This window comes from Saccharomonospora marina XMU15 (genome assembly GCF_000244955.1).
Lineage (GTDB): Bacteria > Actinomycetota > Actinomycetes > Mycobacteriales > Pseudonocardiaceae > Saccharomonospora_A > Saccharomonospora_A marina.
In genome coordinates this window covers 5,282,261-5,308,105 of the sequence record NZ_CM001439.1, presented here as the reverse complement: position 1 = coordinate 5,308,105, position 25,845 = coordinate 5,282,261, and the positions used below count along the sequence as shown (strand labels likewise).

Genomic DNA, 25,845 nt, shown 5'->3' with positions numbered 1-25,845 from the left:
CGAACCGGCCTGTCAGCGCGCCATCTCAGCCAGGAACGCTTGGGTTTCCTCGTCGGTGGAATACAGGCAGACGCCTCGCATGCCGCGCGTCAGCAGAACCTTGTAGGTGTTGCGGATGAGGCCGGCGAACTGCAGTTCCCCGGCCTTCTTGACCGCGGGATCGTGGGAATGCCCTCGCCGCGCCACCCACCGCCCGTCCCGGCGAACGAAGTCGGGGCCGAAGATCACTCCCGCCCAGTCGTACTCGAACCCCTGCGCCGTGTAGATGCAGCCGACCTGGCCGAAGCCACGCTCGTCGGATGCCCAGTAGTATGATTCGGGCGCGTCCGGAACTCGCTTGTCAGGCTTGGCGTTCCAGGGTCGCTTCCAGTCGCCGATCACCACGTCTTCGACGAGACACTTGCCGCTGTCCGCCATGATCGGGTCGCTCCACGGCCAGCAATAGCCTGCTGCCATCCGCGCGGTCCCGCCGTGCTCGGCCTGCTTCATCAGTAGCCAGGACTCCATGGCTTGCGGAGACTCGGCGCTGATGACCACGAACTCGTCGTCGAGCGGCAAGGCGAGTTGGCTCCAGGGCAGCGGCGGCAGTGGTTCCAGGCCGAGAAGGCGAGCGACCCAGGTGTCGAACGCGGTCGACCCGCCACAGCGAAACTGTCCGTGGAGGTGGACGACTTCGAGCTCGCACCCTCTCGCCTCGGCAGCGGCGGTGATCTCGTCGAGCGAGCCCATCTCGCCTGGCCGAACGATCTGGTTTTCATCGAGCAAGAAGACCGGGACCGACGCCACGTCTATCAGTTCGTCGATCTGTCGGCCCGCACGCTCGCGGACTTCCCTTCTGGTGTATCGGTTGACGCTCGTCTCGCGAATCCGGTGCGCTTCATCACAGATCAGCACATCGAGTTCCCGAGGCTCGGCCGCGGTGTAGTTGTTGAAGTACTTGAACAGTCCCTGTACCCGTCGGTTCCGCCTACCAGCGATCTTGCGCATGGTGTTGGTGAACGCGCTGGAGCCCGTCGCGTGGTGCACTGGGCGTCCGCTTCGGGCGAGCTCGCCGACAAGGCTCAATGCGATGGCGCTCTTTCCCGAGCCGGGTCCGCCGAGAACGACCACGACGGTCTTCGTGCTTGCTGCGCGAGCCTTGTGCAGCGCCCGCATGACGATTTCATAGGCTACTTTCTGCTCATCGAGCAGAATGAACTGTTCTCGCTCCTGAATCTCCTTGGCCGCGAGGTTCAGTAGTGGCTTCGACGGAGCATGATGGAAGTTCAGGAAGTCGTCGGCCGAGGCGAGTGCGGCTGTGCGGCTGCCTTCGCGGTCGAGAACAGCTCGCAGATGCTCTATCAGTTCGGCCCTGTCCTCCAGCGTGAAGAGTCGACCGTGCTCACTCGGTGCGTGCTGCTTCAGCGACGCTATGCCTGATTCCTGGGCGTTGTGCAGGTAGGCGATGCCATGTACCAAATGGGGCCGCGTGGCGAGGGCCGGTGTCGAGTCGATGAGGTACTGGCAGTAGGCGCGCACCTGTTCGACGGGGTGCAACAGGGTGTCAGCACCGTAGCCGGGAACGCGGACCAGGTCGTAGGCGACGAGTTCCGCGCTGGACCACTGCTTCAGCTCCACGAGCACATAGCTCGGCTCGCCGGTTCTTGGGTGAGTACCGCAGATAACGGCGTCGACGCGCTTGGGGCTGTGCGGCAACCGGTGTTCGAGAAGAACCTCGACGTGTCCTAGACCAGCGTCGGCGAGGTCTGCCAGCAGCACGGGGAGGCTTCGTCGCCAGGACCGCACCTCGCCGATTCCCACCCGTGCGTCGAGTTGGAACTTCGCCTGCTCCGACAGCAAGGTGTGCAACCGGTCGGCGTTCGCTTCACGTCGCAGGTCTGCCGCGCTTCGGCGAACGAGCGCCACTTCCAACCCCCACTGGGCACGCGTGTTTCACGCGCGGGTGGGGGCAGCGACGAAGTGGCTACTTCGGTGCCCGTCGAGCCGCGATCTCGAGCCGCAAGGTTAATGGGCGCAGCCGCCGTCTCTTCACACGGGGTCGTAGTGCGGCGACTCGACCGTCGTGGAACCGAGTCTGACTTGCCCAAAATTATCTTAGTGACTAAGGTAAATTCATGGGATCATCGAATGGTGCGCTCGGGCCGGTGGCCGTCGTCGGCGCGGGACTGTCGGGTTTGTGTTTGGCGCAGTACCTGTCGCGGGCAGGCGTCGACGTGCACGTTTACGAGAAGGACCCGGGCCCCTTCGTCCGGCGGCAGGGCTACCGGATCACCGCGGACGAACACGGCCTCGCGGCGTTACGGGCGAGCCTTCCGCCGCGGTTGTACGAACTGGTGCTGGCGACCGGCGGTGAGCCCGGCGGACACTTCCGGTTCACCGACGAGCGCCTTCGTGACGCCTTCAAGCTCACCTTTCGCAGCACCCCGGATGGCGGGCGGCAGCTGGATCGGCAAGTACTGCGATCGAGCCTGCTCGTAGGGCTCGACGACCGCGTCCACTACGGCAAGGCTGCCGCCAGCTTGCGGCAGGAGGACGGTGACGAACTGCTGCTGGAATTCGCCGACGACACTTCGGTGCGGGCCTCGCTTGTGGTCGGTGCTGACGGTATCGGATCGGCGTTGCGCGCGCGGATCGCGCCCGGTGGTGAGCCCGTCAGTGCCGGGCTGGCCGGGATCTACGGGCGGACGCCACTGGAGCAGCACGGCAAGCAGGTGGTCCCGGACGTGCTGAGAACGAGCGGCGTACTGGCGCTGGGAAAGGCGCCTGGCCGCTCGTTCTTCTTCACCTCGATGCGGTTTCCCGAACCGCCGCAAGCGGTGTTCGACCGGCTCGCCCCGGACCACAAGCCGCCGCCCTGCGATGACTACGTCATGTGGGGACTCACGCTCCACACAGCGGAGGTACCCGAGGAGATCCGTGCCGACCCGCTTGGCCTGCGCACGCTCGCCGCCCGGCTCGCCCACGGATTCCACCCGCTCATCGCGAGGTTGATCGACACCGCCGACGACGACGCGACGGTGTTGAGCAGGTTCGTCGTCGGACAGCGGCCGACGACATGGTCCTTGCCCCGTGCCACGCTGCTGGGCGACGCGGTTCACGCCATGCCGCCGTTCGGTGCCCACGGCGGCAACACCGCCTTGCAAGACGCGGCCCTGTTGGGTCGCAAGCTGCTCGACAGCCAGGCCAACGGCACCTCGGTGGCGGCCGCGGTCGCCGCATACCAGACCGAGATGCAGCGTTACGCTTTCAAGGCCGTCGACAGCGCGGCAGCCATGATGCGCCGCCTGACGACTGATGGAATACAGAAATGGTTGATGATGCGCGTACTGCCGAAGCTGCACCGGGTGACGGTGCCGGAAACGGTGTGAACGCTGCCCCCCGCAGGCGCGCGATGGAGCGTTTCATGCGCGCGGGCAGGGAGTCGTCCCGGCTGTCGGTGATGTTCCGGTTCGCGATCGCGGCCAAGCTGGACCTGACCGTGACCGACATGGAATGCCTGGACTTCCTCATGGAAGCAGGACAGGCCACGGCGGGCCGGCTGGCGGATCAGACCAAGCTCACCACCGGAGCCGTTACCGGAATGCTTCGCCGGCTGGAACGCGCAGGCTACATCACCACCGAGCGCGATCCCGCCGACCGGCGCAGGGTCATCGTCACGCCCGTGCCTGAGAAGGTCGACCGGGGCAGGCAACTGTATGCGCGATACGGCGAGCAGGTCGAGCAGGTCGTGGCCGACTGCACCACCGAAGAACTGGATTTCCTCGCCGATCACTACGACCGGATGAGCGAGGCCTACCTCGCGCAACTGAACGTTCTTCGCGACAGCGACATCCCGTGAGCTCTTGGCGCCGACCTCGTCCATATCGGACCAGAAACGTTTGGGTACGCTGCGCGCCAAGCACGTGGGAACTCGATCGAGTCCCCGGCTGATCGTCGAATGCCGGTCGAACCAAAGGCGGGAGCGGTGGCGTGGGCGAGGTCAGCGACCCCCCGGTGACGCTTCGCACGCTCGCCGATCGGTTGGGATTGCACGTCTCGACCGTTTCCCGCGTGCTGCACGCCAAGCCTGGCGAAACCCAGCGCGCGGCGTCCAGCGCGACGATCCGACGAGTCCGAAAGCTGGCCGACGAACTCGGCTACCGGCCCAACCCGCATGCCAGCAGCCTGCGCACCAAGCGCAGCAACCTCGTCGCGGTGCTCGTGCCCCGGCTGTCGGACACCGTGTTGGCGGCGATCTGCGAGGGCATCGAGGAGGCGGCGGGCGAGCGGGGCCTGTCGACGATCATCACCAGCACCAAGGACGTGCCCGCCCTGCGGCGGGCCCGCGCCGAACTGGCTCTCGGCCAGCGGGTGGACGGCATCATCTTCGGTGACGCCGTTGTGGACGGTGCCTTGCTCGCCGAGATCTCCGCGCGCGGCACACCGTTCGTGCTCGTCAATCGGCGTGCGGCCGGGTATCCCGCGGTGACCTGTGACGACTACGTCGGCGGCCGGATGGTCGCCGACCACCTGCTCGGCCTCGGCCACACCGACGTGGCGGTGGTGGCGGGCCGGCCGTACGCCAGCACCGGGATCGACCGCGCACAAGGCTTCCTCGACGCCTACGCCGACGCAGGCATCGAGCTGCCGACGCACCGGTTCACCCACTGCGCGTTCGACGAGCGCGGCGGGCACGAGGCCACCGCACGACTGCTCGATCAGGCCACGCGCCCACCGTCCGCCGTGTTCGCGGTGACAGACGCCGCGGCGCTCGGCGCTGTCGGCGCGCTTCGAGACCGCGGCATCCGGGTGGGCACCGACATCGCCGTGGCCGGATTCGGCGACACTGCGATCGCAGCCGAGTTGCCCGTGCCACTGACCACGGTGCGCTCACCGATGCACCGGATCGGCCGAATCGGCCTGGAGTTGCTCGGCGAACTGCTGCGCGGCGGTCAGGTCGCCTCCCGGCGGCTGCGGCCGGAACTGGTGATCCGCGAGTCCACCACCTCGGCACGGCCACGGCCGTAACCGGGCATCACGACTCCTCGGCGAGAATGCCGCGCAGCTGCGCCAGCAACTCGCTGCGGCTGGTGGCTCCCAACCGCTGCCGCATGCGGGCCATGTGGTGCTCCACCGTTTTCGCCGAGATGAAAAGCCGGTCTCCGACCTGCTTGTAGGTCATGCCCGCCACCACCAACTCGGCGACCTGCCGCTCCCGCTCGCTGAGCGCGGGTGTGCGGCCCGGCGTCGCCGAGCCCGCGCTCGACCGCCCCTGCAGTATCCGCGCGCAGTCGAGCAGGGACACCATCGCGGCACGGTCGGTGGTCCTGATCGCGGCCTGCCCGGCCAGCCGGGCACCGTCCCACCACAGCCCCACGCCGTGCAGTCCCTTCGCCGCGGCCTCGACCCGTTGCGGGTCGACGGCGCCGGTCAGCACGTTGAGCCAGCATGCCGCGGCCTCGGCGACGACGGCGTGGTAGCGACTGTGGTCGGCCCCGCTCGCCAGCGCCGCGACATGTTCGCGCGCCTCCGCCTGCTGCTCTGCCATGATCGCCGCATGCAGCCCGCTCCAGTGCAGCGGCGTGCTCCACAGTGGTGGGTCGCCGAGCGCGTGCAGCAGCTCGCCTGCCTGCCTGACGTGGAGGGCGAGCCGGTCGCGATCGCCGAGCCTCGCCGCGGCCACGACGAACTCCCCGAACGGCAACAACGTGAACACATCCACCCGGTGGCGCATCACCGCCTCGCACGCCTCGCCCCAGATCGTGCGCAACCCGGCGAGGTCGCTGGCTCTGCGGGCGAGTCCTGCCCGAAGCCCCACCGCGAACAGCCAGTCCCTCGGGGTGAGGTCGGACTCCACCGTTGCCAGCCGCTGCGTCGCGAGCTCGGTGTCGCCACGAACCATCGCGATCCAGGCGAGCAGCAGCCGGTGCCGGTTCGCCAACACTCGGCCACCCGACTCGGCGGCGATCGCGCGTTCCAGCAGGGCCTGCGCGATCTCCAACTCACCACAGTGGATACCCACCAGTGCGCCGAGCGCGGAAGGGCTTTCCGGCAGCAGCGGTGAGCCGCCTGCGGGCTCCAGCATCTCCGCCGCGTTGACCAGTGTGGACAGCGCGCCCGACGCGACACCGGTCACCGACTCCAGCACGCCACGCGCCATGGCGGACATCGCGCCGGACAACAGCGTCGGCGGCTGTGCGCTGCCGGGTTCGAGACGAACCGCTCGTGCCTCGTCGAGCCTGCCCGTGCCGACCAGGCACAGCACGGCGTACAGCTCGGACAATTCCGTCGCCGACCAGCGGTACAGTTCGGCACTTCGCGCCAGCTGACCGCGGTGCACGAGCGCGGTGCCTGCCGTCAGCGCCGCCTGGCCCCGCTCGGGCGCCTGCGGGTCGGCGATCACCTGGTCGGCCAGCCGCAGCGCGGTGTCCAGATCGCCGGTGCGGGCGGCGGCCTCCGCCCAGCGGGCCCCGACGGCCGTCGGCGACCTGCCCGCGTCGACAGCGGCGGAGAGCAGCCTGGCGGCCAGCGCAGGATCGGTGTCGGCCGCTTCGGCCGCCGCGGCTTCGAACGCGGCCGCGGCCTCTGTGCCGGTGTAGCCGCTGCCGAGCAACGGCCGGACGAGCGTGAGGACCGGACCGGCCCGCCGCAGCTGCAGCCGGACGAGCCGCTGCGACACGGCCAACCTGCGGTCGGCAGGCACCAGCGCGTCGAGCGCTCGCGCCGCGATCGGCAGCAGTGCGCCGTCATGGGCGAGCAGTCCGGTCGCTCGCGCGGCGTCCACGGCATCGGCGACACCCGCGTGGTCACGGCCCAGCAACCCGCCCAGCAGGTCGGCGTCCAGTCCCGAGCCCGCCCTCGCGGCGAGCAGGAGCAGCAGCGTGTCCTGACCGAGCCGGTCGAGTTCGGGCCGAAACTCCGCCAGCGCGCGTGCCGGAATCTCCGGTTCCTCACCGATGGCGGTGGCCAGCCGGGTCACGAAGCCGGGAACCCCGCCGGTCTGCTTGTGCACGAACTCGGCCAGCCCCGCGCGTTCCTTGCCGAGCAGCGCCGCGACCCGCTGGCGGTCGAGTGGCCGCAGTACGAGTTGGCCGCGTAGCCGTGCCAGCGCGCCGTTGAGGTCCGCCGACCTCGGCCAGGGCCGGGTGGCGATCACCAGCCCGGTGCGTTCGTTCTCAGCGAGTTCGCGCAGCCGCGCCAGTTGCGGCTCCGCCAGTTCGTGGGCGTCGTCGACGAGCACCAGCTCGGCTCCGTCGTGCTCGCCGAAGCGGGCGGTAGGAACGCCGCCGCGCTCGCAACCGAGGGCGAGCTGGTCCAGTACTGCCGTCTTGCCGTAACCACCCGGCGCGACGATCGCGAGCCTTGCCGGCTTGAGCCGCCCGCTCGCGACGGCAGCGCACAGCTCGCGCGTCGGATCGTCGAGCACGATGTCGGAGTGCGTTGCGATCAACGGTCCTCGTCTCGTTCGGTTGTCGAGGAGCCGCCCTTGCGGGCGAGGGAGAACCGCCGCTTCGGTGGCTCGAGTGGAGTGATCTCCACCGGCGGCCGTGGTGGCGGCGGTTCGAGCTCCTCGTCGGCCTGCCCGAACACGGCGGGTAGCTCGTGGCTGCCCGTGACGAGCGTGCCTGAGGTCTCCGCCGGTGCGGGCTCGGGTGCGGGTTCGTGCCGTGGTTGCGCGGCGAGCGCGGCACCTCGGCACAGCGCGGTGCCGGGGTCCTCGTCGACCGCGACAGGGCACGAAAGCATAGTCTGCGCCAGTCGCGTGGCAAGGGGGATGCGGGCGGTGCCACCGGCGAGAGTCGCGCACGCCAGCTGTTCGGGTGCGACGGTGGACGCCAGCCGTTCCAGCCTGCTCACGGCCGCACCGAGTACCGGCCTCGCCAGGTGCTCGAACTCCTCGCGGTTGAGATAGACCTCCTCGGTCACGATCACCTCGGGAACCTGGGAAAGCCGCTCCTTGGCGGCGATGCAGGCGGATCGAAGCCGCGCCATGGCGCCGGGGTCGTTCTCGTCGATTCCCGCGCGCGGCAGCACGTGGCGCATCAGCAAATCGTCGAGTTGGGAACCGGCCGCCGCCTCGCCGCCCGCGTGGTTGAGCAGTTCGAACCCCAGCGGGCCCCTGCGCAGCACGGCGGTCTCGACGTGTTCCCCGCCGATCGCACACACCGCGACGGCCTTGCCCACCTCGATGTCCTGGTTCCACAGGCAGCTCTCCGCCGCCGCGATCGGACTGGGCAGTGCCAGCACGCCGGGCAGCTGCGCCTGGTCGAGCGCCTCGTGCAGCAGCCCGCGCCGAAACGCCGACCAACTCGGCGGGTGGGTGACCACGATGCGCTCCGGTTGCGATCCCTCCACCTCGGCCACCCTGTCGGCCACCCAGCCGATCAACGCGGCGGCGAGCGACTCGGCCGGGTACGACACGTCGCCGAGCACGAACGGCACTGGGTCACCCGTTCGGTGTAGGGGGGACCGGGCGATACGTTCCGGCTCGGCGGGCGCGCGGTGCAGGGCCGCCTGGCCGACCAGCAGGTCGCCGTCGCGGGAGACGTACACCACGGCGTCGACCCACGGCGCGCCGGCCGACAGCGTCACCACCTCGGGCGGGCCCCACGGGCCCCCCTGGTACCTGGACACCGCCGCGGTGGCACGGGTCGCGCCGAGGTGAATGCCCAGCACATAGCGCATCTGCGGCGTTTCCTCACGGTCGGTTGCTTCGGCGGTCCAGTGTTGGGTCCTTTCGTACCAAAGCGGTGTGTGGGGACAACACCCCCGAAGCCGCGACGGCACGATCCCCTAATCCCCTAATCCGGGCCGGGTTCCACGCGGGTAACGATCCGGACCCATCCCCGATGCCCTCGTACTCGGTGAACTCATAACGTCTGCCGCGGCGAGCACGCCCCGGACGCGCTCGCCCCAAGACATAGCCGAACGAGGAGAGATTTCCCTTGATGAAGGAAGAGGGCCAGGTCTCGCAGGAGGCGACCGTGGCCGAGCCCGCACCGCAGGCCACCGCCACCACCGCGCCGGAGGGCCAGCAGGGCTCCGAGGCCTGTGAGGTCGCGCCGCAGGAGCAGACGCTGCACGACTTCGTGCTGAACCTGCTCAACGACAGCGCCGCTCGTGCCGCGTTCGCCGACGACCCCGCCCACGCGCTCGGCTGCGCCGGGCTCGGCGACATCACCGCGCAGGACGTGCAGGAAGTGATCCCGCTGGTGATGGACTACGGCCAGCTGCCGGACGCGGGCTCGCTGGGCTCGCTTGCGGACCTGCCCGTGGGCGCGGGCGGCCTCGAGGGCGCCATCGCGCAGCTGCAGAACGTGGCCGACGTGGCGGGTATGGAGCGCCTCGGCGGCATGGAGGGCTCGGAGTTCCACGGCGGCATGACCTCCGCCCTCGGTGACTTCGCCGCGGGCGGCACCGGCGGTCTCGACGGCGTCACCGGCGCCATCGAGTGGACCACCCAGGTCGCCACCGGTGAGGTGGTCGGCTCGCTGAGCACCGACGGCGCCAACATCGGTTCCAGCGTCGACTCCGTCGCGGGGCACTTCGCGGGCCTCGGTGGCGTCGGCCTGGAGAGCTCCGGCGGCGGTGCTTCGTTCGAGAACGACTTCGCCAGCGGCACCGGCATGCTCGACGCGGGCCTCGACGGCGTTGTCGGCGACCTCGCGATCGACTCCGAGCGGGCCGACCTCGGCGCCTTCTCGGCGGCCAGCGCGGACGGCATCGCCGGTGGCGCGGCGCTCGACAGCGACCTGATCTCGGTCGAGGGCAGCGGGGCCGCGTCCCTGAACTCCTTCGTCGCGGGTGGCTCGCTGGACACCCCGCTGGGCACCTACGGCGTCGAGTTCTCGGGCACGCCTTCCGCGCCCGCCATCCCCGAGCTCGACACCACGGGTGACCTCGCCGAGGGTCTCGACACCGACGCGCTGAGCAGGGGCAGCGAGGCGGCCGCGAGCACGCTGGCCACCTACGTGACCTCCGGTGGCGCGGCGCTGGGCGGCATCGCTCCGGTCGACGTGCCGGACGCGGCCAACCTGCCCGCCGACCTTCCGGCGAACCTGCCGGCCGACGTGCCTGCCAACCTGCCCGTCGACGTGCCGACCGAGCTGCCGTCCACCGCCGCTGACGTGGCGCGCAGCGTCCCGGAGACCGGCTCGCTGCCGGTCGACGTGCCCGCCGAGCTTCCCGCCGACGTGCCCACCGACCTCCCGGTCGACCTGCCGGTGGACCTGCCGACGTCGCTGCCCGACCTGCCGGTGGCCAACCCGCTGCCCGCCCCGCAGGACCTGCCCGGCGCCGACCAGGTGACCGACGCCGTCAGCTCCAGCCCGCTCGGCGGTGTGGCGGACACCGGCCAGCAGTTGCTGTCGGACACGCCGAGTGTTGGTGACCTGGACCTCGGGCACTGACAACCTGCGGTTTCGGAGTGATAACAGGCTGGGCTCGGTGAAATCACGAGCCCAGCCTTCACTGCGGAGAGTTAACAGGGCACACTGTCCGTCCGATGATGGCTTCGCCCTGGCTCGACGTGCTGGATGAGACCATCCAGGCCTGTGCGGCGCAGGACCGCGCGGACCTGGTGCAGCGCCTGCGCCTGCGCAGGTCCGAACTGGTCACGCCCAAGGTGCGCGTCATCGTGCTCGGCCAGTCGAGCCAGGGCAAGAGCCAACTGATCAACGGCCTGCTCAACGCGCCGGTGTGCGCCACGGGCGACGACGTGACCACCACCGTGCCCGCCATCGTCGAGCACGCCGCCTCACCCGTGGGGACGCTCGTCACCGGCGAGGTGACGCCCGCGCTGGAGAGCGCCGACCGGGTCCCCGTCGCGGCCGAGTCGGTCACCGCGCAGGCCAACAAGCAACCCGGCGTCGTCAGGGCGGAGGTCGGGCTGCCGCGCAAGCTGCTCGAGTCTGGGCTGGCCCTCGTCGACACCCCACCCGTCGGGCCGGATGCTTCCGAACTGACCCGCGCCACGCTGTCCGTGCTGCCACAGGCCGACGCCGTACTGCTGGTCAGCGACGCCACCAGGGAGCTGACCCCCGCCGAGCTGGACCTGCTGGAGCGGGCCAGCACACTGTGCCCCACCGTCGTGGTGGTGCTCACCAAGATCGACCTGGTTCCCGGCTGGCGGCTCGTGGCCGAGCGCAACCGTGCCCGCCTGGCCAGGGGAGGCTTTCCCGCCACGGTGTTGCCGGTGTCCGCGGCGTTGCGGCTCGCCGCGGCACGCAGTGGCGACTCGGTGCTGAACGAGGAGTCCGGCTACGGCGCACTGGTCTCCTACCTGCATCGGGACCTGATGGGTCAGGTGGAGTTGCTGCGCCGCCGCTCGGTGAGCGCGCTCACCCGCATGACCGTCGACCAGCTCGTGGTGCCGCTGCGCGAGCGGCTGTCGCAGGTGCAGGCAAGCGCGAACGACGAGCTGACCGCCCGCTGGCGCGCCGCCGCCAGGCAACTGGAGGAGCTGCAGCGGGAATCGGCCCGCTGGCAGACCGTGCTCTCCGACGAGGTCGCTGACCTGATGGCGGACCTGGACTTCGACCTGAGGGACCGCACACGACGCATCCTGCGGGAGGCCGACGAGTACTTCGAGGTGGCCGACCCGGCCAAGGACTGGGACGAGTTCGAGGATTGGCTGCGCGAGAACCTGAAGGCGGTGGCGGAGGCCAACTCGAACTGGCTGCTCGACCGGTTCGAGTGGATCGCACGCAAGCTCGCCGCCCAGATCGCGCCGCACCGGCCGGAGGTGTTCGCGCCGGAGACCCTGCTCGACGACGTCTACCGCAACGACGTAGGGGACCTGCGGATGCCCACGGTGGAGCGGTTCACCATCGGGCAGAAGCTGTTCGTCGGCATGCGAGGCTCCTACAGCGGTCTGCTGATGTTCGGTCTGGCCACCACGCTGGCCGGGATGGACCTGATCAACCCGATCTCGATCGGTGCGGGCGTGGCCTTCGGCGCCAAGAGCGTTTTCGAGGAGCGAGGCAACCGGCTCAAGCGGCGCCAGGCGACCGCGCGCACGGCCGCGCACCGCCATGTCGACGACTTCTTCCTCACCTACGGCAAGGAGAGCAAGGACACCGTGCGTCTGATCCACAGGGAGCTGCGTGACCGCTGCACGGCTGTGGCGCACGAGCTGCGCGCGGAGATCTCGGAGACGGCCAAGCGCATCAAGCAGGTCATCGACGCGGAGACCGCGCAGCGTGGCACGGCCACCCGTGAACTGACCAAGGGCATCGAACAGCTCGACCTGCTGCGCAGACGCGGCCAGGCACTCGCGGGCATGTCTGCCGTCCGCGGGCTCACGGCGTGAACCTGCCGGACCGCGCCTGGACCCTGCTGAACCAGGCACTCGACGTCTACGCGGACAGTCCAAGGGCGATCAACTGGCTGCGTCGCCACCTCGCGCGCTTCACCGACCCGTTGCGGCTGGCCGTCGTGGGGGGCCCCGCCACCGGCAAGTCCACTCTCGTCAACGCCATCGCCGGTGAGTGTGTCGCGACCGAGGGCGGGCAGGGCATGGCGTGGTATCAGGTGCCACCTGCCAGGTCGCAGTCGCCACTGACCTTGATCGACACGCCTGCGGTGGGGCCGGACATGGAGCCGGGCGCGGTGGAGTCGATCTGCATGGAGGCCGACGCGGTGCTGTACCTGATGGGCCACCCGCACAACGCGGACCTGGCCTTTCTGCGGGCCGTGCAGGACCACCCGGTGGCTCGCGTTGCCGCGGTGAACTCGGTCGCGGTGCTCTCCCGCGCGGACGAACTCGGTGGTGGCCGGGTCGATGCGCTCATCTCGGCACGACAGGTCGCCCGCAAGTACCGCAAGGAGGGCGAGCTGAGCGTGCTGTGCCAGGACGTCATCGCGGTGGCCGGGCTTGCCGCGAGCGGCGGCAGGACGCTGTCCGACGACGAGTTCGAACTGCTGGCCGGGCTGGCGGCCGCTCCGAAGGAGGAGTTGGAGCCGCTGTTGCTGTCGGCCGACCGGTTCGCCGCCGACCCGGAGCGGGAACGGCTGCTGGGCAGGTTCGGACTCTTCGGTATCCGGCTGGCCGTCACGCTGATCCGCAGGGGAGCCGACACCCGTGCCGCACTGTCCACACAGCTGGCCCAGCGAAGTGGGCTGGGTGACTTGCGCGACGCGATCTCGCTCTACTTCACCGACCGGGCGCCGGTGCTCAAGGCACGTTCGGCGTTGATCGGGCTGGACGTGGTGTTGCGGATGGAACCACGCCCCTCGGCGGCGCCGCTCGTAGGCGAGTTGGAACGCACGCTCGCCGGAGCGCACGAGTTCCACGAGTTGCGGCTGCTCGCCACGGTCAGCACCGGCAGGGTGAGGTTGCCGGAGGAGTTGCGCGAGGAGGCGATCCGGCTCGCGGGCGGCTACGGGCTGCAGCCGCAGGAACGGCTCGGCGCCCAGGTACAGGGCCCGCCACTGCGGCAGGCCGCCGCCGCTGCACTGCGGGTGTGGCGGGCATACTCGGAGAACCCGGTGTTCGGTGCGGCGGAACGCCACGCGGCCAGAACCGTGGCGCGAAGCTGCGAGGCGCTCATCACCGAACCCGCGCCGTGAGCGATACCCGGCCTCGAGCGGCGACAACACGCGACGCGCGGTACGGTCGAGCCGGTAACCGGTCCGGACCGCGAGGAGTTCCGATGCCCGAAACCACCTCCCCCAAGGAAACGGTCAAGGCGTTCCTTTCCGCCTTGGAGGCGATCGACATCGACAAGGCGCTGACCTATGTGGCCGAGGACGTGGTGTACCAGAACGTGCCGCTGCCACCCGCCCGAGGGATCGCCGCGTTCGAGAAGCAGATGCGGATGATGCAGAAGTACGGCTCGGGTTTCGAGGTGAAGGTGCATCACATCGCCGAGGACGGCCCGATCGTGTTGACAGAGCGCACGGACGTGCTGGAGTCAGGGCCGTGGCGCGCCGGGTTCTGGGTGTGCGGCACGTTCGAGGTGCGTGACGGCCGCATCGTGCTGTGGCGCGACTACTTCGACTGGGCTACCGTCATCGCCGCGAGCGCGAAAGGTGGCTTCCGCGCGCTCGTCTCCACGCTCTCCAGGCGGTTCAAGTCCTAGCCGGGTCGTCCCCGGGGCTCAGCGGGCCCGCCAGCTCAGGCGCAGGATCGCCTGGTTGAGTTCCTGGTAGGCGGTGCGGATCTCCTCGGTGTAGCGGTCCAGCCATTCACCCCTGGCGGTTGAGACCGGTTCGGGGTCCGCTCCCGGTTCCAGCCACGACAGCCGCGACACGTTGTCGCCGGCCATGCGCCACCAGCGGTTGGCGCGTTCGGTGACCGCTCGTTCCCGTTCCGCCGCCGCCGACACCCGCTCCTCGGCGGCGGCGATCATCGCTGTCAGCTCCTCGGCTCTGGCCAGCTCCCACGTTCGCAGGTCGTCGGCGGCCTTGCGGGCCAGGCCGACGATGTCCTTGTAGCGAACGGCCGCCGTGGGTTCGTCACTCATCTTCGGTCTCCGGCAGTCGGAACGGGATGGCCACCTCGGGAGAGCCGTGGATCGTTCGGTCGAAGAACAGCGCGCGGCCGGGCCGGGGCGACCACTGCACCAGCTGTCCCGCGCAGAACGGCGCCAGTTCGTTGCCCTGTACGTCGAGCGCGACCCATGCGCCGATGTCGTCGGTACCGGCGAAGCCGAGCGTGTCCTTCAGCCTCGCGACCGCCCGCCACCAGCCGAGCACGTGTGTCCGGTGGCCGGGGCCCTGCTTCAGCAGCAGCCGCAACGCCTCCAGCGGGCTCTGCGTGCCTGGTTCCTTGCGCTCCAGCGCGGGAAGCGCGGCGTCGACGCCGTAGAGCACGAGATACCTCGCCACGTCCTCCTCGGACAGTTCGGTGGCCAGGGAAGTGATGGTCTCGCCGAGTTCGCCCGCGGCGACGAGACGGGCCTTGTGGCTCTGCGAGCCAAGCGTGTCGGCAAGCCGGGCGACCGTGGGCAAGCACGACTCGACGAGGCAGCAGAGCACGAACTCCGCCTCGCCCGGCTGGTGCTGCCTGGCCAGCGACCGGGTCGCGGAGTCCAGGATGGACAGCGCTTCCCTCGTGCTGGTACCGAGTACCGCGAGGTTCCTTCCTGGTGCGGCCGGCAGTTCCACGCCGTGTGCGCGGTCGGCGACCTCGATCGCCTGGCCGATGAGGGCGCGCGGTCGCTCGGTCGGTGTGGCCGCCGCGAACGCCTCCGACTCCTCGAGCGTGGGAGCGTGCGCGCCGTCGAACAACCTGGGCCTGCCGTGCCCGGCATAGCGTTGCCACAGTTGTCGTTGCAGCGCGGGAAAGACACCTCTGCCGCTCGCGTCGGGGACGTGCGCGAGCTGGTTTCCGTGCGCGACACCGGATTCGTGGTTGACCACGGCGTGCCAGCGGGGCGCGGCCACGGCGGCCTGGTTGGTCTCGGCCAGCACCCTGCGCGCCTTCGGCATCGCGATCCGCAGCGTGCACTGCTCGAAAACCGCGGGTTTGCCCCAGAACGCCTCGATGCCCGCGATGTCCTGGCTGGCAAGGATCAGGTGAATGCCCTGGGAACGGCCTCTGCGGGCCAGGTCCTCCAGCAGTGAGGTGGCGAGGGCGGTGACGTTGTCGCGTTCGGCGAACAGGTACTGGAACTCGTCGATCACCGCCACGATGCGGGGCCAGCGTCCTTGCGGGTCCTGCTCCCGCAACTCCGCGATATTGGTGACCTCGTGCTCCTTCGCGGCGGCCGACCGGCTGCGCATCTCGTCGGAGAGGAACCGCAGCAGCGCGAGGCCGAACTCGCGGTCGGTGTTGACGTTGACCCCGACCAGCCGCGCGTGTGGCAGCCAGCTCTCGTCCTTCTTGCCGGGTGCGAGGCCCGCGAACGAAACCCCTTCCTTGAAGTCGAGCAGGTACAGCGCGAGTTCGTCCGGCGAGTACCTGGAGGTGAGGCCCGCGAGCAGGACGTAGAGGAAGTTCGTCTTTCCCGACCCGCTCGGTCCGCCGATCAGCGCGTGCGGGGTGGCGTCGCCGATCACCACCTCCACCGGCTCACCCTCGTTGAACCCGACCGGTGCGCGCAGTTCGCGGGCGGAATGCTGCTGCCCGAACTCGGCGGGCAGCAGATCGGCGAAGGAGCGGGGACCACCCTGCTTGGCCACGAGTGCGTCGGCGATCCGCGCGCTGGCGGTGGCGACCTGACCCGCGGGTAGCGGCGGATCGAGGTCCACGACGAGGTCGGTGCCGGTCATGCTGCTGATGGCGCGCCGCTCGTCCAGCAGGCTGATCGTCTCCACCGCACCGCCGAGCACCGTCGGCACGTCGACGAGGATCAGCGAGATGCCCGCTTCCAGCGCACCGCTGGCCACCCGCTTCAGTTCCCGCAGCCGTTCCGGCGGCAGGTCCTCGCCGTTGCCGTACAGCACGGCGATGCGCCACGGCTCGGTGCGCCTGCCCGTTGCCTCGCGCATCGCCCGCAGCGACGGGTAACCGGCCTGCAGCGTGCGGGCATGGATTCGGCGAACGTGTCCTGACAACTCGTCCAGCAGGTCGACGAGTCTGGTCGGGTCGTGCACGGTCAGCGCGCTCGTTCTGCTCAGCGAGTAGAAGTTGGGCAGAACGGCCGTGAGCTTGCCGACATCCCACAGGTGGACCTTGACCGCGCCGGGCTCGAACGAGCTGAGCACGCGCATCAGCAGGGTTTCCACCAGCGCGTCCACGCTCGGGCGCGTCCTCGGTGCCGAGGTGATCGCCAGATGGGACTCGTCGAGCAGCGGTACCGCCACGTCGAACGTCAGCCTCGTCCGGTGACTCCTCCCAGCAGTCGAACCATCCACTGTGGAGGAGCCGATTCGCCACAGTTGCGGCACCTTGATGCCGTCACCGGTGCCGACCCGGCCGAGCCACTCCCCCGGTGGCCTTCCCGCTGGCCCCGGCGCGGCGGCCGCCACCAGGTCGCGTAACCGGCTGGGACCGTCGGCCCAGTCGGAGTAGAACTGGCCGCGGACGTTGCTCAGCCATTCGAGGACGTCGGCCATGGCGGGCTCGCTCGACCTGCGGGCCACCTCCGGATCGTCAGGAGCCCGTTCCATGCCCGCCTTGACGACGAGCCGCTCCAACTCGAGCCTGGCGAGCTCCAGTTCGGCGGCCTCGCGCGCGTTGCGCGCCGAACCGAGAGCCAGCCCGATCTGCTGCCGCAGTCGATCTAGCGCGGCCAGCACGCGAGCGCGCTGCTCGCGGACTTTGCGTCGCATACCTTCGCCTACAACCTCGACCGGTAGCTGTCCAGCAGTTCGGTGACACCGTCGAGTCGCCCGTGCTGGGTGTCGAGTTGTTCCACGGCACGAGACAGTTGCGGCGGCAACCACGGTTTGGCCTGGGCCTGCACGTCGGTGACGACCCGTTCGAACTCACCGAGCAGTTCCTTGGCTCTGGCCGCGTTGGCGCGGGCATCTGCGACCACACCGAGGATCTCGGTGAGCGACTGGCGTAGCTGCTCGGTTGACATGAGGTGCCCGTTCCGCTACAGCCGGGCCGAGTAGCTCTCGGCCGAGGAGATGCAGGCCCGGATCGTGCTCTGGGTGCCGTTGATGCCCTGCAGTGCCTCCGCCAGCAACCCGTGCGCCTGGTTGACCTCTTCCTGCGTGCTGCCCGAGGTCGCCTGGGCCAGTGACTGTTGCGCCTCCTCCAGTGACTGGGCGGCTTGTTGCAGAGCGGCGATGCTTGCGGAAGCCTTCTCGTTCGCGAGGGCGATCCCCGCGCGGATCTCTTCCACACCGGGCATGTGTCGGACTCCTCGATGAAGTCGGATCGTTCGGTAACCAACGTAGCGTGACCGGGTGAACCCGGACAGCAGTTGGTTGGGGTAACCGGTACCTACATCTGCGCGCACGGTTACGACAGAACGCCGGACCCTGCCCGGGCTCCGGCGTTGCGCTGACCACAAGCGCGCGGGGTTCGGAATCGAACCGGCGAAGGCTTTCACACCCACCACGTTCTCCGACCCCGAACCCGGACGTCCACGGGCCTGATCCGTGGAACGGCTGAAACACTAGTGGAGGAGTCGAACACGGTTGCGCCTGCCCCCGGCACGGCCGTCGGCGGCGGTCGTCCCGGCGCCACGGGGCTACGACTACTGTTGTGGTGTTCCGAACAACCCGAGCGTCATCGAAGGATCTGCGCCGTGGGCAAGTACCTGCCGACCGAACCATACCGAGGCACCCGAGATTTCCTGCCGGAGGAGATGTCGGTCCGGCAGCAGGTCTTCCAGCGCCTCTACGAGGTCATCGAGGTCTTCGGCTACCAGCGCTACGACGGGCCCGTCCTGGAGTTGACGGAGATCTACGAGGCCAAGAGCAGCCGCGAGATCGTCGAGCAGCAGCTGTACACGCTGACCGACCGTGGCGGTCGGCGCCTTGCCCTGCGCCCGGAGATGACGCCGTCGGTGGCGCGCATCATCGCGGGCAATCTGGGGCGGTTGACGTTTCCGGTTCGCTGGTACTCCCACCCCAACTGCTTCCGCTACGAGCGTCCGCAGCGCGGCAGGGTCAGGGAACACTGGCAGATCAATGTCGACCTGTTCGGCTCCTCCTCCAGCGCGGTCGAGGTCGAGTTCATCGAGCTGATCCACGCCATGATGGCAGGGCTCGGTGCCACCGAGGACATGTACGTGCTCAGGATGAGCGACCGGGTGCTGCTCGACGCCATCTTCACCGAGATCCTGGAGGTCGAGGACGAGCAGCGGCGCCAGGTGGCAGGCCTGCTGGACCGGTGGGAGAAGTACCCCGAGGACAAGCTTCGCGCCGACGCGGAGGAGATCGGCCTTTCGGAGTCCCGGTTCGCGCGGCTGCGCGAGGTCGTGCAGGCGGGCGAGGAGATCTTGCCGGAGCTGTCCGAGCAGGCGCGCGCGGGCTCGAAGCTGATCGAGGTGATGAACTCCCGTGCCCGCGACCGGATCAAGGTCGACCCGCTGATCGTGAGGGGCTTCGACTACTACACCTCCACCGTGTTCGAGGTGTTCGACGCCAGCCCGCAGAACCGCCGCAGCCTGTTCGGAGGGGGCCGGTACGACAACCTCGTCGGCCTGTACTCGGCCCAGGCTGTTCCCGGCTTCGGGTTCGGTATGGGCGACGTCACGCTGATGGACTTCCTCTCCACACACGGCCTGCTGCCCGAGCCTGCCAACAAGGTCGATGCCGTCGTCATCCCGACGGCTGAGGCGTTGTTCGAGCCGGCGCGAACCGCCGCGGCGCAGCTGCGTGCGGCGGGCGTTCGCACCACGACGCCGCTGGAGTCGGCCAAACTGGGCAAGGAGATCGGGCGCGCCGACAAGGCGGGCGCACGAGCCGTCGTCATCATCGGCGAGCAGGACCACGCCGAGGGCATGGCGACCGTGAGGGACCTCGTTTCCGGTGAGCAGGAGCGGGTGGCGCTGCCCGACGTCGCCAACGCGGTGCGCAAGCTGCTCTGACCGCTACGTCCGGGTCGGGGTGACGAGCGCGGGCACGTGGGAGAGCAGCTGACAGCCGAACCGGCGCCGTTGACGGGCCAGGAGAGGTTCGTCGGTATCGATGCCACTGTTGCGGATTTCTGGCGGTTCGCGATGTCGGATCTGCGTACGAACACCCAGCGGGGCTATCTGGCCGAGTACCTGGTCCGCCGGGCGCTCGGCCTCGGCGGCATCCGCCGGGAATGGGACGCGTGGGATGTCGAGACCGGTGACGGCCTGCGCATCGAGGTGAAGTCGAGTGGCCGAGTGCAGCCGTGGCGGAGCAGCCCCCGAAGCACGCGGCAGCCGAGTTGGGAGCTCAAACCCACGCCGGCCTGGGACCACGAAACCGGCGCCTACGTCGGCGGGAGGCGGTTCCACGCCGACGTGTACGTGTTCGCGGTCCACACGAATGCCGACCCGACGACATACGACGCGCTGGACGTGAACCAGTGGGAGTTCACCATCGTGTCCGGGGAAGGTCTGCGGTCCTTTCCGTCCGGCGCCAAGGGCAGGATCAGGATGACGATGCGGCGCGTCCGCGAGGCAGGCGGTGATCCGGTGCCGTTTCCCGAGTTGGCCGCACGGATCAGGCAGGTCGCAAGGCTCGGGTAGTGAGGCCGCCCGTCACCACGTCACCGGCAGCTCGGCCAGGCCGCCGGTCAGCACGTCTCGGCGAAGGGTCAGTCGCCGCACCGGCACTGCGAGCCGCATCGTCGGAAACCGTGCGGTGAGGCCGCCGAACGCCGCCTGCAGTTCCAGGCGGGCAAGGGGTGCCCCGATGCAGTACCGCAGGCCGTGCCCGAAGGTCAGGTGGGCCCTCGCGGTCTCGCGGCCGATGTCGACGCGGTCGGGTTCGGTGAAGGCGGCCGGGTCGTGGTTGGCGGCACCGTTGTCCAGCAGGACGAGTTCGCCCGCCCGGATGGGGACGCCATCCACTTCGAGGTCCACGCGCGCGTAACGCGGAATCCCACCGCCACCCTTGCCCGGCGCGCGAAGCAGTTCCTCCACCGCGTTCGGTACCAGTGCGGGGTCCTCGGCCAGCGCCTGCCACTGATCAGGGTTGGTCAGCAGCAACAGCGCGCCGATGCCGATTTGCGTGACGGTGGTCTCGTGTCCGGCGAACAGCAGTGCCATGGCGAGCATGGCGGCCTCGTCGTCGGTGATGTCGCTGTCCGCGGCCAACCGGGAGATCACGTCGTCGCCCGGGTCGGTGCGCTTGCGCTGCAGGAGTTCTCGGCCGTAGTCGAACAACGCGGCAAGACCCTGCTCCGAGCGCGCGCGGTCGCGGATGTCGCCCGCGGCCTGGGTCCACGCCCGGAACCTTTTCCTTTCCTCGTAGGGCACCCCTAGCAGTTCGCAGATCACCAGTATCGGCAGCGGCAACGCGAGCGCGGTGTGCAGGTCCGCGGGTTTGTCCGCGGTGGCGAGGTCGTCCAGCAGCCGTTCGGTCAGCTCCTCGACACGTGGTCGCAGGGCGCGCAGGTGTTTGGGCGTGAAGTGCGGCTGTAGCTGTGCGCGCATCCGGGCATGGTCGGCGTACTCGGTGTCGAAGTTGCCCAGTGGTCCGCCGAACAGGGCCGACTCGCCGGTGCGGGGCGCGTGTTCGGGATCGGGATGCGCTCGCCCGAGGCGGTCGTCGGCCAGTAGCCGCCGTACCTCGTCGTAACCGGTGACGAGCCATGCGTTGTCGCCGACCGCGGTGCGCACCCGGTGCACCACGCCTCGGGCCTGTAGTTGCCGTAGCAGCGGCGGAACCCGCAACGGACGCGGCTGTGCGAACGGCAACGTCGGCGGAGTGGTCATGGCAGCCTCTCAGAAGTAAACGTCTGAATGTATATCTGTAGATAAACAACGCTACATGTATCCTCTTTCGTAAACAAGCTGGCGGAGGCGATGGCACGGCGATGACAGCTCGACGGATGCCGCGCGCGCAGCGGCGGGAACAGATCCTGGATGCGGCCACGCGCGCGTTCGCTCGCGCCGGATTCGCCACGACCGGTCTGGACGACGTCGCCGAGGAAGCAGGCATCACCAAGGTGATCGTCTACCGGCACTTCGAGTCGAAGAACGCGCTCTACCGCGCCGTGCTCGACCGTGCCTGTGCCCGGCTGGACGAGGCCGTGGGCTCCGACCACTTCGACGACACCAGCATTCCGGCACTGGTGCGCGCCGCCGCGGCCGATCCCGACGGCTTCCGGCTGCTGTTTCGCCACGCGGCCACCGAACCGGAGTTCCGCGAGGTGGCCGAGGCTCTCGCCGCGTCGTCCACCGAGGTCGCCCATCGCAACCTCGCGGACAGGATCGCCGCGGGGCCATGGGCCGACTGGGCAGCAAGGCTGGTTCCCGCCGTGGCCACGGAAGCGGTCATCGCCTGGCTCGACGCCGGGCAGCCCGATCCCGAGCACGCCGCGGACCGCATCAGGAGAGCCGTCCACGGCGTTATCGAAGCCGCCCAACCCTGACCGGACGGTCACGCGAACTGCGACGCAAACGGCAAACGCCGGGCGACCCGAGTGTGCGGGTGCCCGGCGTTTCGCCTGCTCAGCTGGCGGAGGATACGGGATTCGAACCCGTGAGGGCTGTTACACCCAACACGATTTCCAATCGTGCGCCTTAGGCCGCTCGGCCAATCCTCCGCCGAAGAGAGTAGCAGGGCGTGTTCGTAGCGCTTGAGCCCGGCTCCTGCCGTCGCAGGCGAGCAGGCGATTCGGTGATTTCCCGGCGAACCGCTTCACCCGCTGTGTCCACTCCGGACCGTCATCGGCGGTGGTCGCGGGGCGGTGGACGACGCGGGCGCGCGAGGGCGTTTGCCCGGCAAGCACGCGGGTACCCGCCGTAGCGGACGATCGCCCTACGCCGGGAAGAGGTAGGCCATGTCGGTGGCGACCGTGGACGTCGAGAGGCTCACCGAACTGGGGCAGCAGCTCAGAGTGGATGCCGTGCGTGCCTCCGGCGCCGCCAACTCCGGACACCCAACCTCCTCCATGTCGGCGGCCGACCTGATGGCCGTGCTGCTGGCCAGACACCTGCGCTACGACTTCTCAGCCAGCCAGAACCCGGCCAACGACCATCTGATCTTCTCCAAGGGCCACGCCTCACCGCTGCTGTACGCGATGTACGTGGCGGCGGGCGCCATCTCCGAGGAGGAACTGCTCAGGTACCGGACGTCGGGCAGCCGCCTCGAAGGCCACCCGACACCGCAGTTGCCGTGGGTGGACGTCGCGACCGGGTCGCTGGGACAGGGCCTGCCGATCGGCGTGGGGCTCGCACTCGCGGGCAGGGACCTCGACCGGCGCGACTACCGGGTGTGGGTGCTGTGCGGCGACAGCGAACTGGCCGAAGGCTCGATGTGGGAGGCCTTCGAGCACGCCGGTGACCAGCGGCTGGCCAACCTGATCGCGATCGTTGACGTCAACCGGCTCGGACAGCGCGGGCCGACGCGACACGGCTGGGACACCGGTGCCTACGCACGCCGGATCGCCGCGTTCGGCTGGCACACCGTCGAGATCGACGGCCACGACGTCGACCAGATCGAGCGCGCCTACAGCGAGGCGGAGCAATCCGACCGGCCGACGGCGATCCTGGCCCGCACCAGGAAGGGCAAGGGCGTGGCTGCTGTCGAGGACGCCGAACGTGCGCACGGCAAGCCGTTGCCCGACACCGAAACCGCGATCGAGGAACTCGGTGGGCGCCGCTCCATCCGGGTCGAGGTGGCCGCACCGCAGGCCGACGATCGGTTGCCAAGGCTGACCACGAGGTCGCTGGAACTGCCGGTCTACTCGACCGGCGAGCAGGTGGCCACCCGTACCGCGTTCGGCGAGGCGATCACCGCGCTCGGCAAGGTCCGCTCGGACATCGTCGTGCTCGACGGCGAGGTCGGCGACTCCACCCGCAGCCAGTTCTTCGAACGGGAGCACCCGCAGCGGTTCTTCCAGTTCTACATCGCCGAGCAGCAGCTGGTCGCGGCTGCCGTGGCGATGCAGGTGCGCGGTTGGGTGCCCTATGCCGCGACCTTCGCCGCGTTCCTCAGCCGCGCCTACGACTTCGTGCGGATGGCAGCCGTGAGCGGAGCGGATCTGTGCCTGGTCGGCTCGCACGCGGGTGTGTCCATCGGCCAGGACGGGCCCTCACAGATGGGGCTGGAGGACCTGGCGATGTTCCGCGCGCTGTGGCGAAGCACCGTGCTCTACCCCTGCGACGCCAACCAGACGGCACACCTCACCGCCGCGATGGCCGACCACTCCGGAATCCGATACCTGCGCACCACCAGGGGTGACACCCCGGTGTTGTACGGCGAGGAGGAAGCGTTCCCCATCGGGGGCAGCAAGGTGCTGCGCTCCTCACCCGAGGACCAGGTCACGATCGTCGGCGCGGGAATCACGGTGCACGAGGCGCTGGCCGCCGCCGACCGGCTCGCCGACGACGGGGTCGTGGCCCGCGTGATCGACCTGTACTCGGTGAAGCCGGTGGACGTCGTGACCCTGCACCAGGCGGCCGCCGACACCGGCCGGATCGTCACCGTGGAGGATCACTGGCCGCAGGGTGGACTCGGCGACGCCGTGCTCGACGCCTTCACCCAGACCACGGCGTTTCCCCGGGTGGCCAAGCTCGGGGTGCTCGCCCTGCCGGGTTCGGCCACCCCGCAGGAGCAGTTGCAGCACGCGGCGATCGACGCCGACGCGATCGTGGAAGCCGCGCTCGGCCTCGTCGAGGGCTGAAACCCCGGGTCGCTGTTCGACGAGACCGAGCGCGGGCGGTGCCTGCCGGGCCGTTCGTCAGCGACTCAACCGCCAGCGCAATCTCCACTGCCGCCTGCCGTGCTCGGTGGCCTCGTAGGTCGCGGCGGCCACGAACCCGTAGGCCAGGTGCGGCACCACGTCGCTGAGCCAGTCGGACACGCCCCACGTTCGGGGATCGGTGATACCCAGCACGGTCATCGGAGCGCTCGAACCGATCATCGCGCTGACACCGGCCACCGCGCCGCCAGCCAGCAGTGGAGGGCGCCAGCCGAATTCGCGCAGCACGCCGTACCCGATTCCGACCGTGGTACCGGTGACCATGCCCAGCATCGCGCCGAGCCCGGACTTGCGACTCTCCTGCTTCTCCTCGTCTCCCGGGATCGCGGTGCCCGTCTTCTCGCTGAGCTTCTCGACGGTGCGCTGCGGCGTGCTGCTGGCCGGACGGCCACGCAGCACCATGTCCAGGTAAGTCGCGGCCTGCAACGCCGTCGTACCGGCGGCGCCCGCGGCGGCGCCTCGCATGATCGCACTCAACATGTCGTTCGGGTACCCACGGCGAACGGCTCGGAACCGGAGTGTGTGGATCCGGTCGTGCTGGGTAACCGGCCGCCGTGGTGCCGCGGACCGCTTCGACCGTCCATTCCCGATCCCGGCTGCTCGGTATCGCCGTGTTCGCCGTGTTGTCCGTACTCGCGCTGCTTGTCGCCAAGTGGTGGCCGTACGCGGACAAGACGGTGTCGCTGGTGGACGGCGGCACGTGGCAGGGCGGTTCGTCACTGGACACGAGCACGGCGGCGCCCGGACTCACGGCGGGCTGGGAGTTCCTGCTCTCCTACGGCGAGGCGGTGTGGCTCGCGCTCGTGGCGGCCGTACTGATCGGCGCGGCGATCGAAGCGCTGCTTCCCCGCGACTGGCTGGTGCGCTCTCTCGGCAGGTGGGGACCGATCGGCGGCGGCCTGCTCGCGCTGCCGAGCATGATGTGCACCTGCTGCGCCGCGCCGATCGTGAAGTCGATGCGTCGCGGGGGCGCACGAACCGGCCCGGCCGTTGCCTACTGGCTGGCGAACCCCGTGCTCAACCCCGCTGTGCTGGTCTTCCTGCTGCTCGTGTGCCCGTGGCAGTGGGCCGCGACCAGGCTCGTCGCGGGGCTGGTGCTCGTGCTCGGCGTGTCGGCGCTCGCGGCCAGGTTCGCAGGCGAACCGGCCGTTTCCGGTGACCCTCGGCTGATGCCCGTGCCTGCAGGCACCACGGCCCCGGCACGCCGGTTCGCACTCGCACTGGCTCGCTTCGCGCTGCTGCTCGTGCCCGCATATGCCGTGCTGGTGTTCGCGGTGGGCGCGCTGCGTGGCTGGCTGCCACCGCTGGGCACGGAGCTCGCAGGCGCGACCGCCGTCGCCGCCGTGGTCGCCGCGGTGGTCGGCCTGCTCGTGGTGATCCCGACAGCGGGAGAGATCCCCGTGGTGCTCGCGCTGGCCGCCGCTGGGTTCTCTCCGTTCGTGCTCGGGATCTTGCTCATCACGCTGCCCGCGGTCAGCCTGCCCTCGATGTTGCTGCTGGCCCGGGCACTGACCTTCCGCACGACGGCGATCGTCGCGGCAGGCGTCACGGCCACCGGGGTGCTCGCGGGCGCGTTGCTCGCCGCACTGAGCGCGGCAGGCCTCGGTATCCCGTGA

At 69.6% G+C, this 25,845-nt stretch carries 21 protein-coding genes and 1 tRNA gene; 12 read left to right on the top strand and 10 right to left on the bottom strand.

Going from position 1 to position 25,845, the window contains the following annotated elements:
* Positions 1-12: 12 nt before the first annotated feature.
* Complete coding sequence (locus SACMADRAFT_RS25105; protein WP_332307181.1) at positions 13-1,758, bottom strand: DUF2075 domain-containing protein; 1,746 nt, start codon at positions 1,756-1,758, stop codon at positions 13-15.
* Positions 1,759-2,114: 356 nt separating this feature from the next.
* On the opposite strand from SACMADRAFT_RS25105, the gene SACMADRAFT_RS25100 reads away from it, so the two are divergent.
* The 3 genes from SACMADRAFT_RS25100 (at position 2,115) to SACMADRAFT_RS25090 (ending at position 5,007) form a co-directional block, all read left to right on the top strand.
* Positions 2,115-3,368 carry an FAD-dependent oxidoreductase gene (locus SACMADRAFT_RS25100; protein WP_009156668.1) on the top strand — a complete coding sequence of 418 codons (1,254 nt, stop codon included), beginning with the start codon at positions 2,115-2,117 and terminating at the stop codon, positions 3,366-3,368.
* Positions 3,365-3,838: a MarR family winged helix-turn-helix transcriptional regulator gene (locus SACMADRAFT_RS25095; RefSeq protein ID WP_040925888.1), complete on the top strand. Its 474-nt coding sequence runs from the start codon at positions 3,365-3,367 to the stop codon at positions 3,836-3,838. Before SACMADRAFT_RS25100 ends, SACMADRAFT_RS25095 begins: the two co-directional genes overlap by 4 nt.
* A gap of 131 nt (positions 3,839-3,969) precedes the next feature.
* Positions 3,970-5,007 carry a LacI family DNA-binding transcriptional regulator gene (locus SACMADRAFT_RS25090; RefSeq protein WP_009156666.1) on the top strand — a complete coding sequence of 346 codons (1,038 nt, stop codon included), beginning with the start codon at positions 3,970-3,972 and terminating at the stop codon, positions 5,005-5,007.
* A gap of 7 nt (positions 5,008-5,014) precedes the next feature.
* On the opposite strand, the gene SACMADRAFT_RS31540 is transcribed toward SACMADRAFT_RS25090, so the two are convergent.
* Together SACMADRAFT_RS31540 and SACMADRAFT_RS25080 are read right to left on the bottom strand one after the other, a co-directional pair.
* A complete protein-coding gene (locus SACMADRAFT_RS31540; protein ID WP_009156665.1) occupies positions 5,015-7,429 on the bottom strand; it encodes a helix-turn-helix domain-containing protein in 2,415 nt (804 codons plus the stop codon).
* Positions 7,426-8,664, bottom strand: a complete 1,239-nt coding sequence (locus SACMADRAFT_RS25080; protein WP_009156664.1) for an Hsp70 family protein — start codon at positions 8,662-8,664, stop codon at positions 7,426-7,428. Before SACMADRAFT_RS25080 ends, SACMADRAFT_RS31540 begins: the two co-directional genes overlap by 4 nt.
* Positions 8,665-8,927: 263 nt before the next feature.
* On the opposite strand from SACMADRAFT_RS25080, the gene SACMADRAFT_RS25075 reads away from it, so the two are divergent.
* The 4 genes from SACMADRAFT_RS25075 (at position 8,928) to SACMADRAFT_RS25060 (ending at position 14,060) form a co-directional block, all read left to right on the top strand.
* Entirely contained in the window at positions 8,928-10,388 is a 1,461-nt protein-coding gene (locus tag SACMADRAFT_RS25075; protein ID WP_009156663.1) for an IniB N-terminal domain-containing protein, read from the top strand.
* Positions 10,389-10,483: 95 nt separating this feature from the next.
* On the top strand, positions 10,484-12,289 hold the full coding sequence (locus SACMADRAFT_RS25070) for a dynamin family protein (protein WP_009156662.1): 1,806 nt from the start codon (positions 10,484-10,486) through the stop codon (positions 12,287-12,289).
* Entirely contained in the window at positions 12,286-13,548 is a 1,263-nt protein-coding gene (locus SACMADRAFT_RS25065; protein ID WP_009156661.1) for a GTPase, read from the top strand. Before SACMADRAFT_RS25070 ends, SACMADRAFT_RS25065 begins: the two co-directional genes overlap by 4 nt.
* 83 nt (positions 13,549-13,631) lie before the next feature.
* Positions 13,632-14,060 (top strand): limonene-1,2-epoxide hydrolase family protein, encoded by a 429-nt coding sequence (locus SACMADRAFT_RS25060; protein ID WP_009156660.1) that lies wholly within the window; start codon positions 13,632-13,634, stop codon positions 14,058-14,060.
* Between the two features lie 18 nt (positions 14,061-14,078).
* Here SACMADRAFT_RS25060 and SACMADRAFT_RS25055 read toward each other — a convergent pair whose 3' ends face one another.
* Genes SACMADRAFT_RS25055 through SACMADRAFT_RS25040 form a run of 4 tightly spaced genes read right to left on the bottom strand, consistent with a single transcriptional unit; the run spans position 14,079 to position 17,726 of the window.
* Positions 14,079-14,444, bottom strand: a complete 366-nt coding sequence (locus SACMADRAFT_RS25055) for a hypothetical protein (RefSeq protein ID WP_009156659.1) — start codon at positions 14,442-14,444, stop codon at positions 14,079-14,081.
* A complete protein-coding gene (locus SACMADRAFT_RS25050) occupies positions 14,437-17,196 on the bottom strand; it encodes an FtsK/SpoIIIE domain-containing protein (protein ID WP_009156658.1) in 2,760 nt (919 codons plus the stop codon). Before SACMADRAFT_RS25050 ends, SACMADRAFT_RS25055 begins: the two co-directional genes overlap by 8 nt.
* Before the next feature lie 8 nt (positions 17,197-17,204).
* Positions 17,205-17,450 (bottom strand): hypothetical protein, encoded by a 246-nt coding sequence (locus SACMADRAFT_RS25045; protein WP_009156657.1) that lies wholly within the window; start codon positions 17,448-17,450, stop codon positions 17,205-17,207.
* Positions 17,451-17,465: 15 nt separating this feature from the next.
* On the bottom strand, positions 17,466-17,726 hold the full coding sequence (locus SACMADRAFT_RS25040) for a hypothetical protein (protein WP_009156656.1): 261 nt from the start codon (positions 17,724-17,726) through the stop codon (positions 17,466-17,468).
* Positions 17,727-18,125: 399 nt separating this feature from the next.
* Here SACMADRAFT_RS25040 and hisS point away from each other — a divergent pair, with 399 nt between their 5' ends.
* Together hisS and SACMADRAFT_RS28720 are read left to right on the top strand one after the other, a co-directional pair.
* Positions 18,126-19,412: a histidine--tRNA ligase gene (gene hisS / locus SACMADRAFT_RS25035; protein ID WP_009156655.1), complete on the top strand. Its 1,287-nt coding sequence runs from the start codon at positions 18,126-18,128 to the stop codon at positions 19,410-19,412.
* Positions 19,413-19,448: 36 nt separating this feature from the next.
* Positions 19,449-20,045: a hypothetical protein gene (locus tag SACMADRAFT_RS28720; protein ID WP_009156654.1), complete on the top strand. Its 597-nt coding sequence runs from the start codon at positions 19,449-19,451 to the stop codon at positions 20,043-20,045.
* Between the two features lie 12 nt (positions 20,046-20,057).
* Here the strand turns inward: SACMADRAFT_RS28720 and SACMADRAFT_RS25025 are convergent, their stop codons facing one another.
* Positions 20,058-21,236 (bottom strand): cytochrome P450, encoded by a 1,179-nt coding sequence (locus SACMADRAFT_RS25025; protein WP_009156653.1) that lies wholly within the window; start codon positions 21,234-21,236, stop codon positions 20,058-20,060.
* A 101-nt stretch (positions 21,237-21,337) separates the two neighbouring features.
* On the opposite strand from SACMADRAFT_RS25025, the gene SACMADRAFT_RS25020 reads away from it, so the two are divergent.
* A complete protein-coding gene (locus SACMADRAFT_RS25020; protein ID WP_009156652.1) occupies positions 21,338-21,895 on the top strand; it encodes a TetR/AcrR family transcriptional regulator in 558 nt (185 codons plus the stop codon).
* Between the two features lie 84 nt (positions 21,896-21,979).
* On the opposite strand, the gene SACMADRAFT_RS25015 is transcribed toward SACMADRAFT_RS25020, so the two are convergent.
* Positions 21,980-22,069: transfer RNA gene (locus SACMADRAFT_RS25015), tRNA-Ser, on the bottom strand.
* Positions 22,070-22,306: 237 nt separating this feature from the next.
* On the opposite strand from SACMADRAFT_RS25015, the gene SACMADRAFT_RS25010 reads away from it, so the two are divergent.
* A complete protein-coding gene (locus SACMADRAFT_RS25010; RefSeq protein WP_009156651.1) occupies positions 22,307-24,151 on the top strand; it encodes a transketolase in 1,845 nt (614 codons plus the stop codon).
* A gap of 57 nt (positions 24,152-24,208) precedes the next feature.
* On the opposite strand, the gene SACMADRAFT_RS25005 is transcribed toward SACMADRAFT_RS25010, so the two are convergent.
* Complete coding sequence (locus tag SACMADRAFT_RS25005) at positions 24,209-24,709, bottom strand: hypothetical protein (protein ID WP_040925887.1); 501 nt, start codon at positions 24,707-24,709, stop codon at positions 24,209-24,211.
* Between the two features lie 74 nt (positions 24,710-24,783).
* Between SACMADRAFT_RS25005 and SACMADRAFT_RS25000 the strand changes: the two genes are divergently transcribed.
* Positions 24,784-25,845 carry a permease gene (locus SACMADRAFT_RS25000; protein WP_009156649.1) on the top strand — a complete coding sequence of 354 codons (1,062 nt, stop codon included), beginning with the start codon at positions 24,784-24,786 and terminating at the stop codon, positions 25,843-25,845.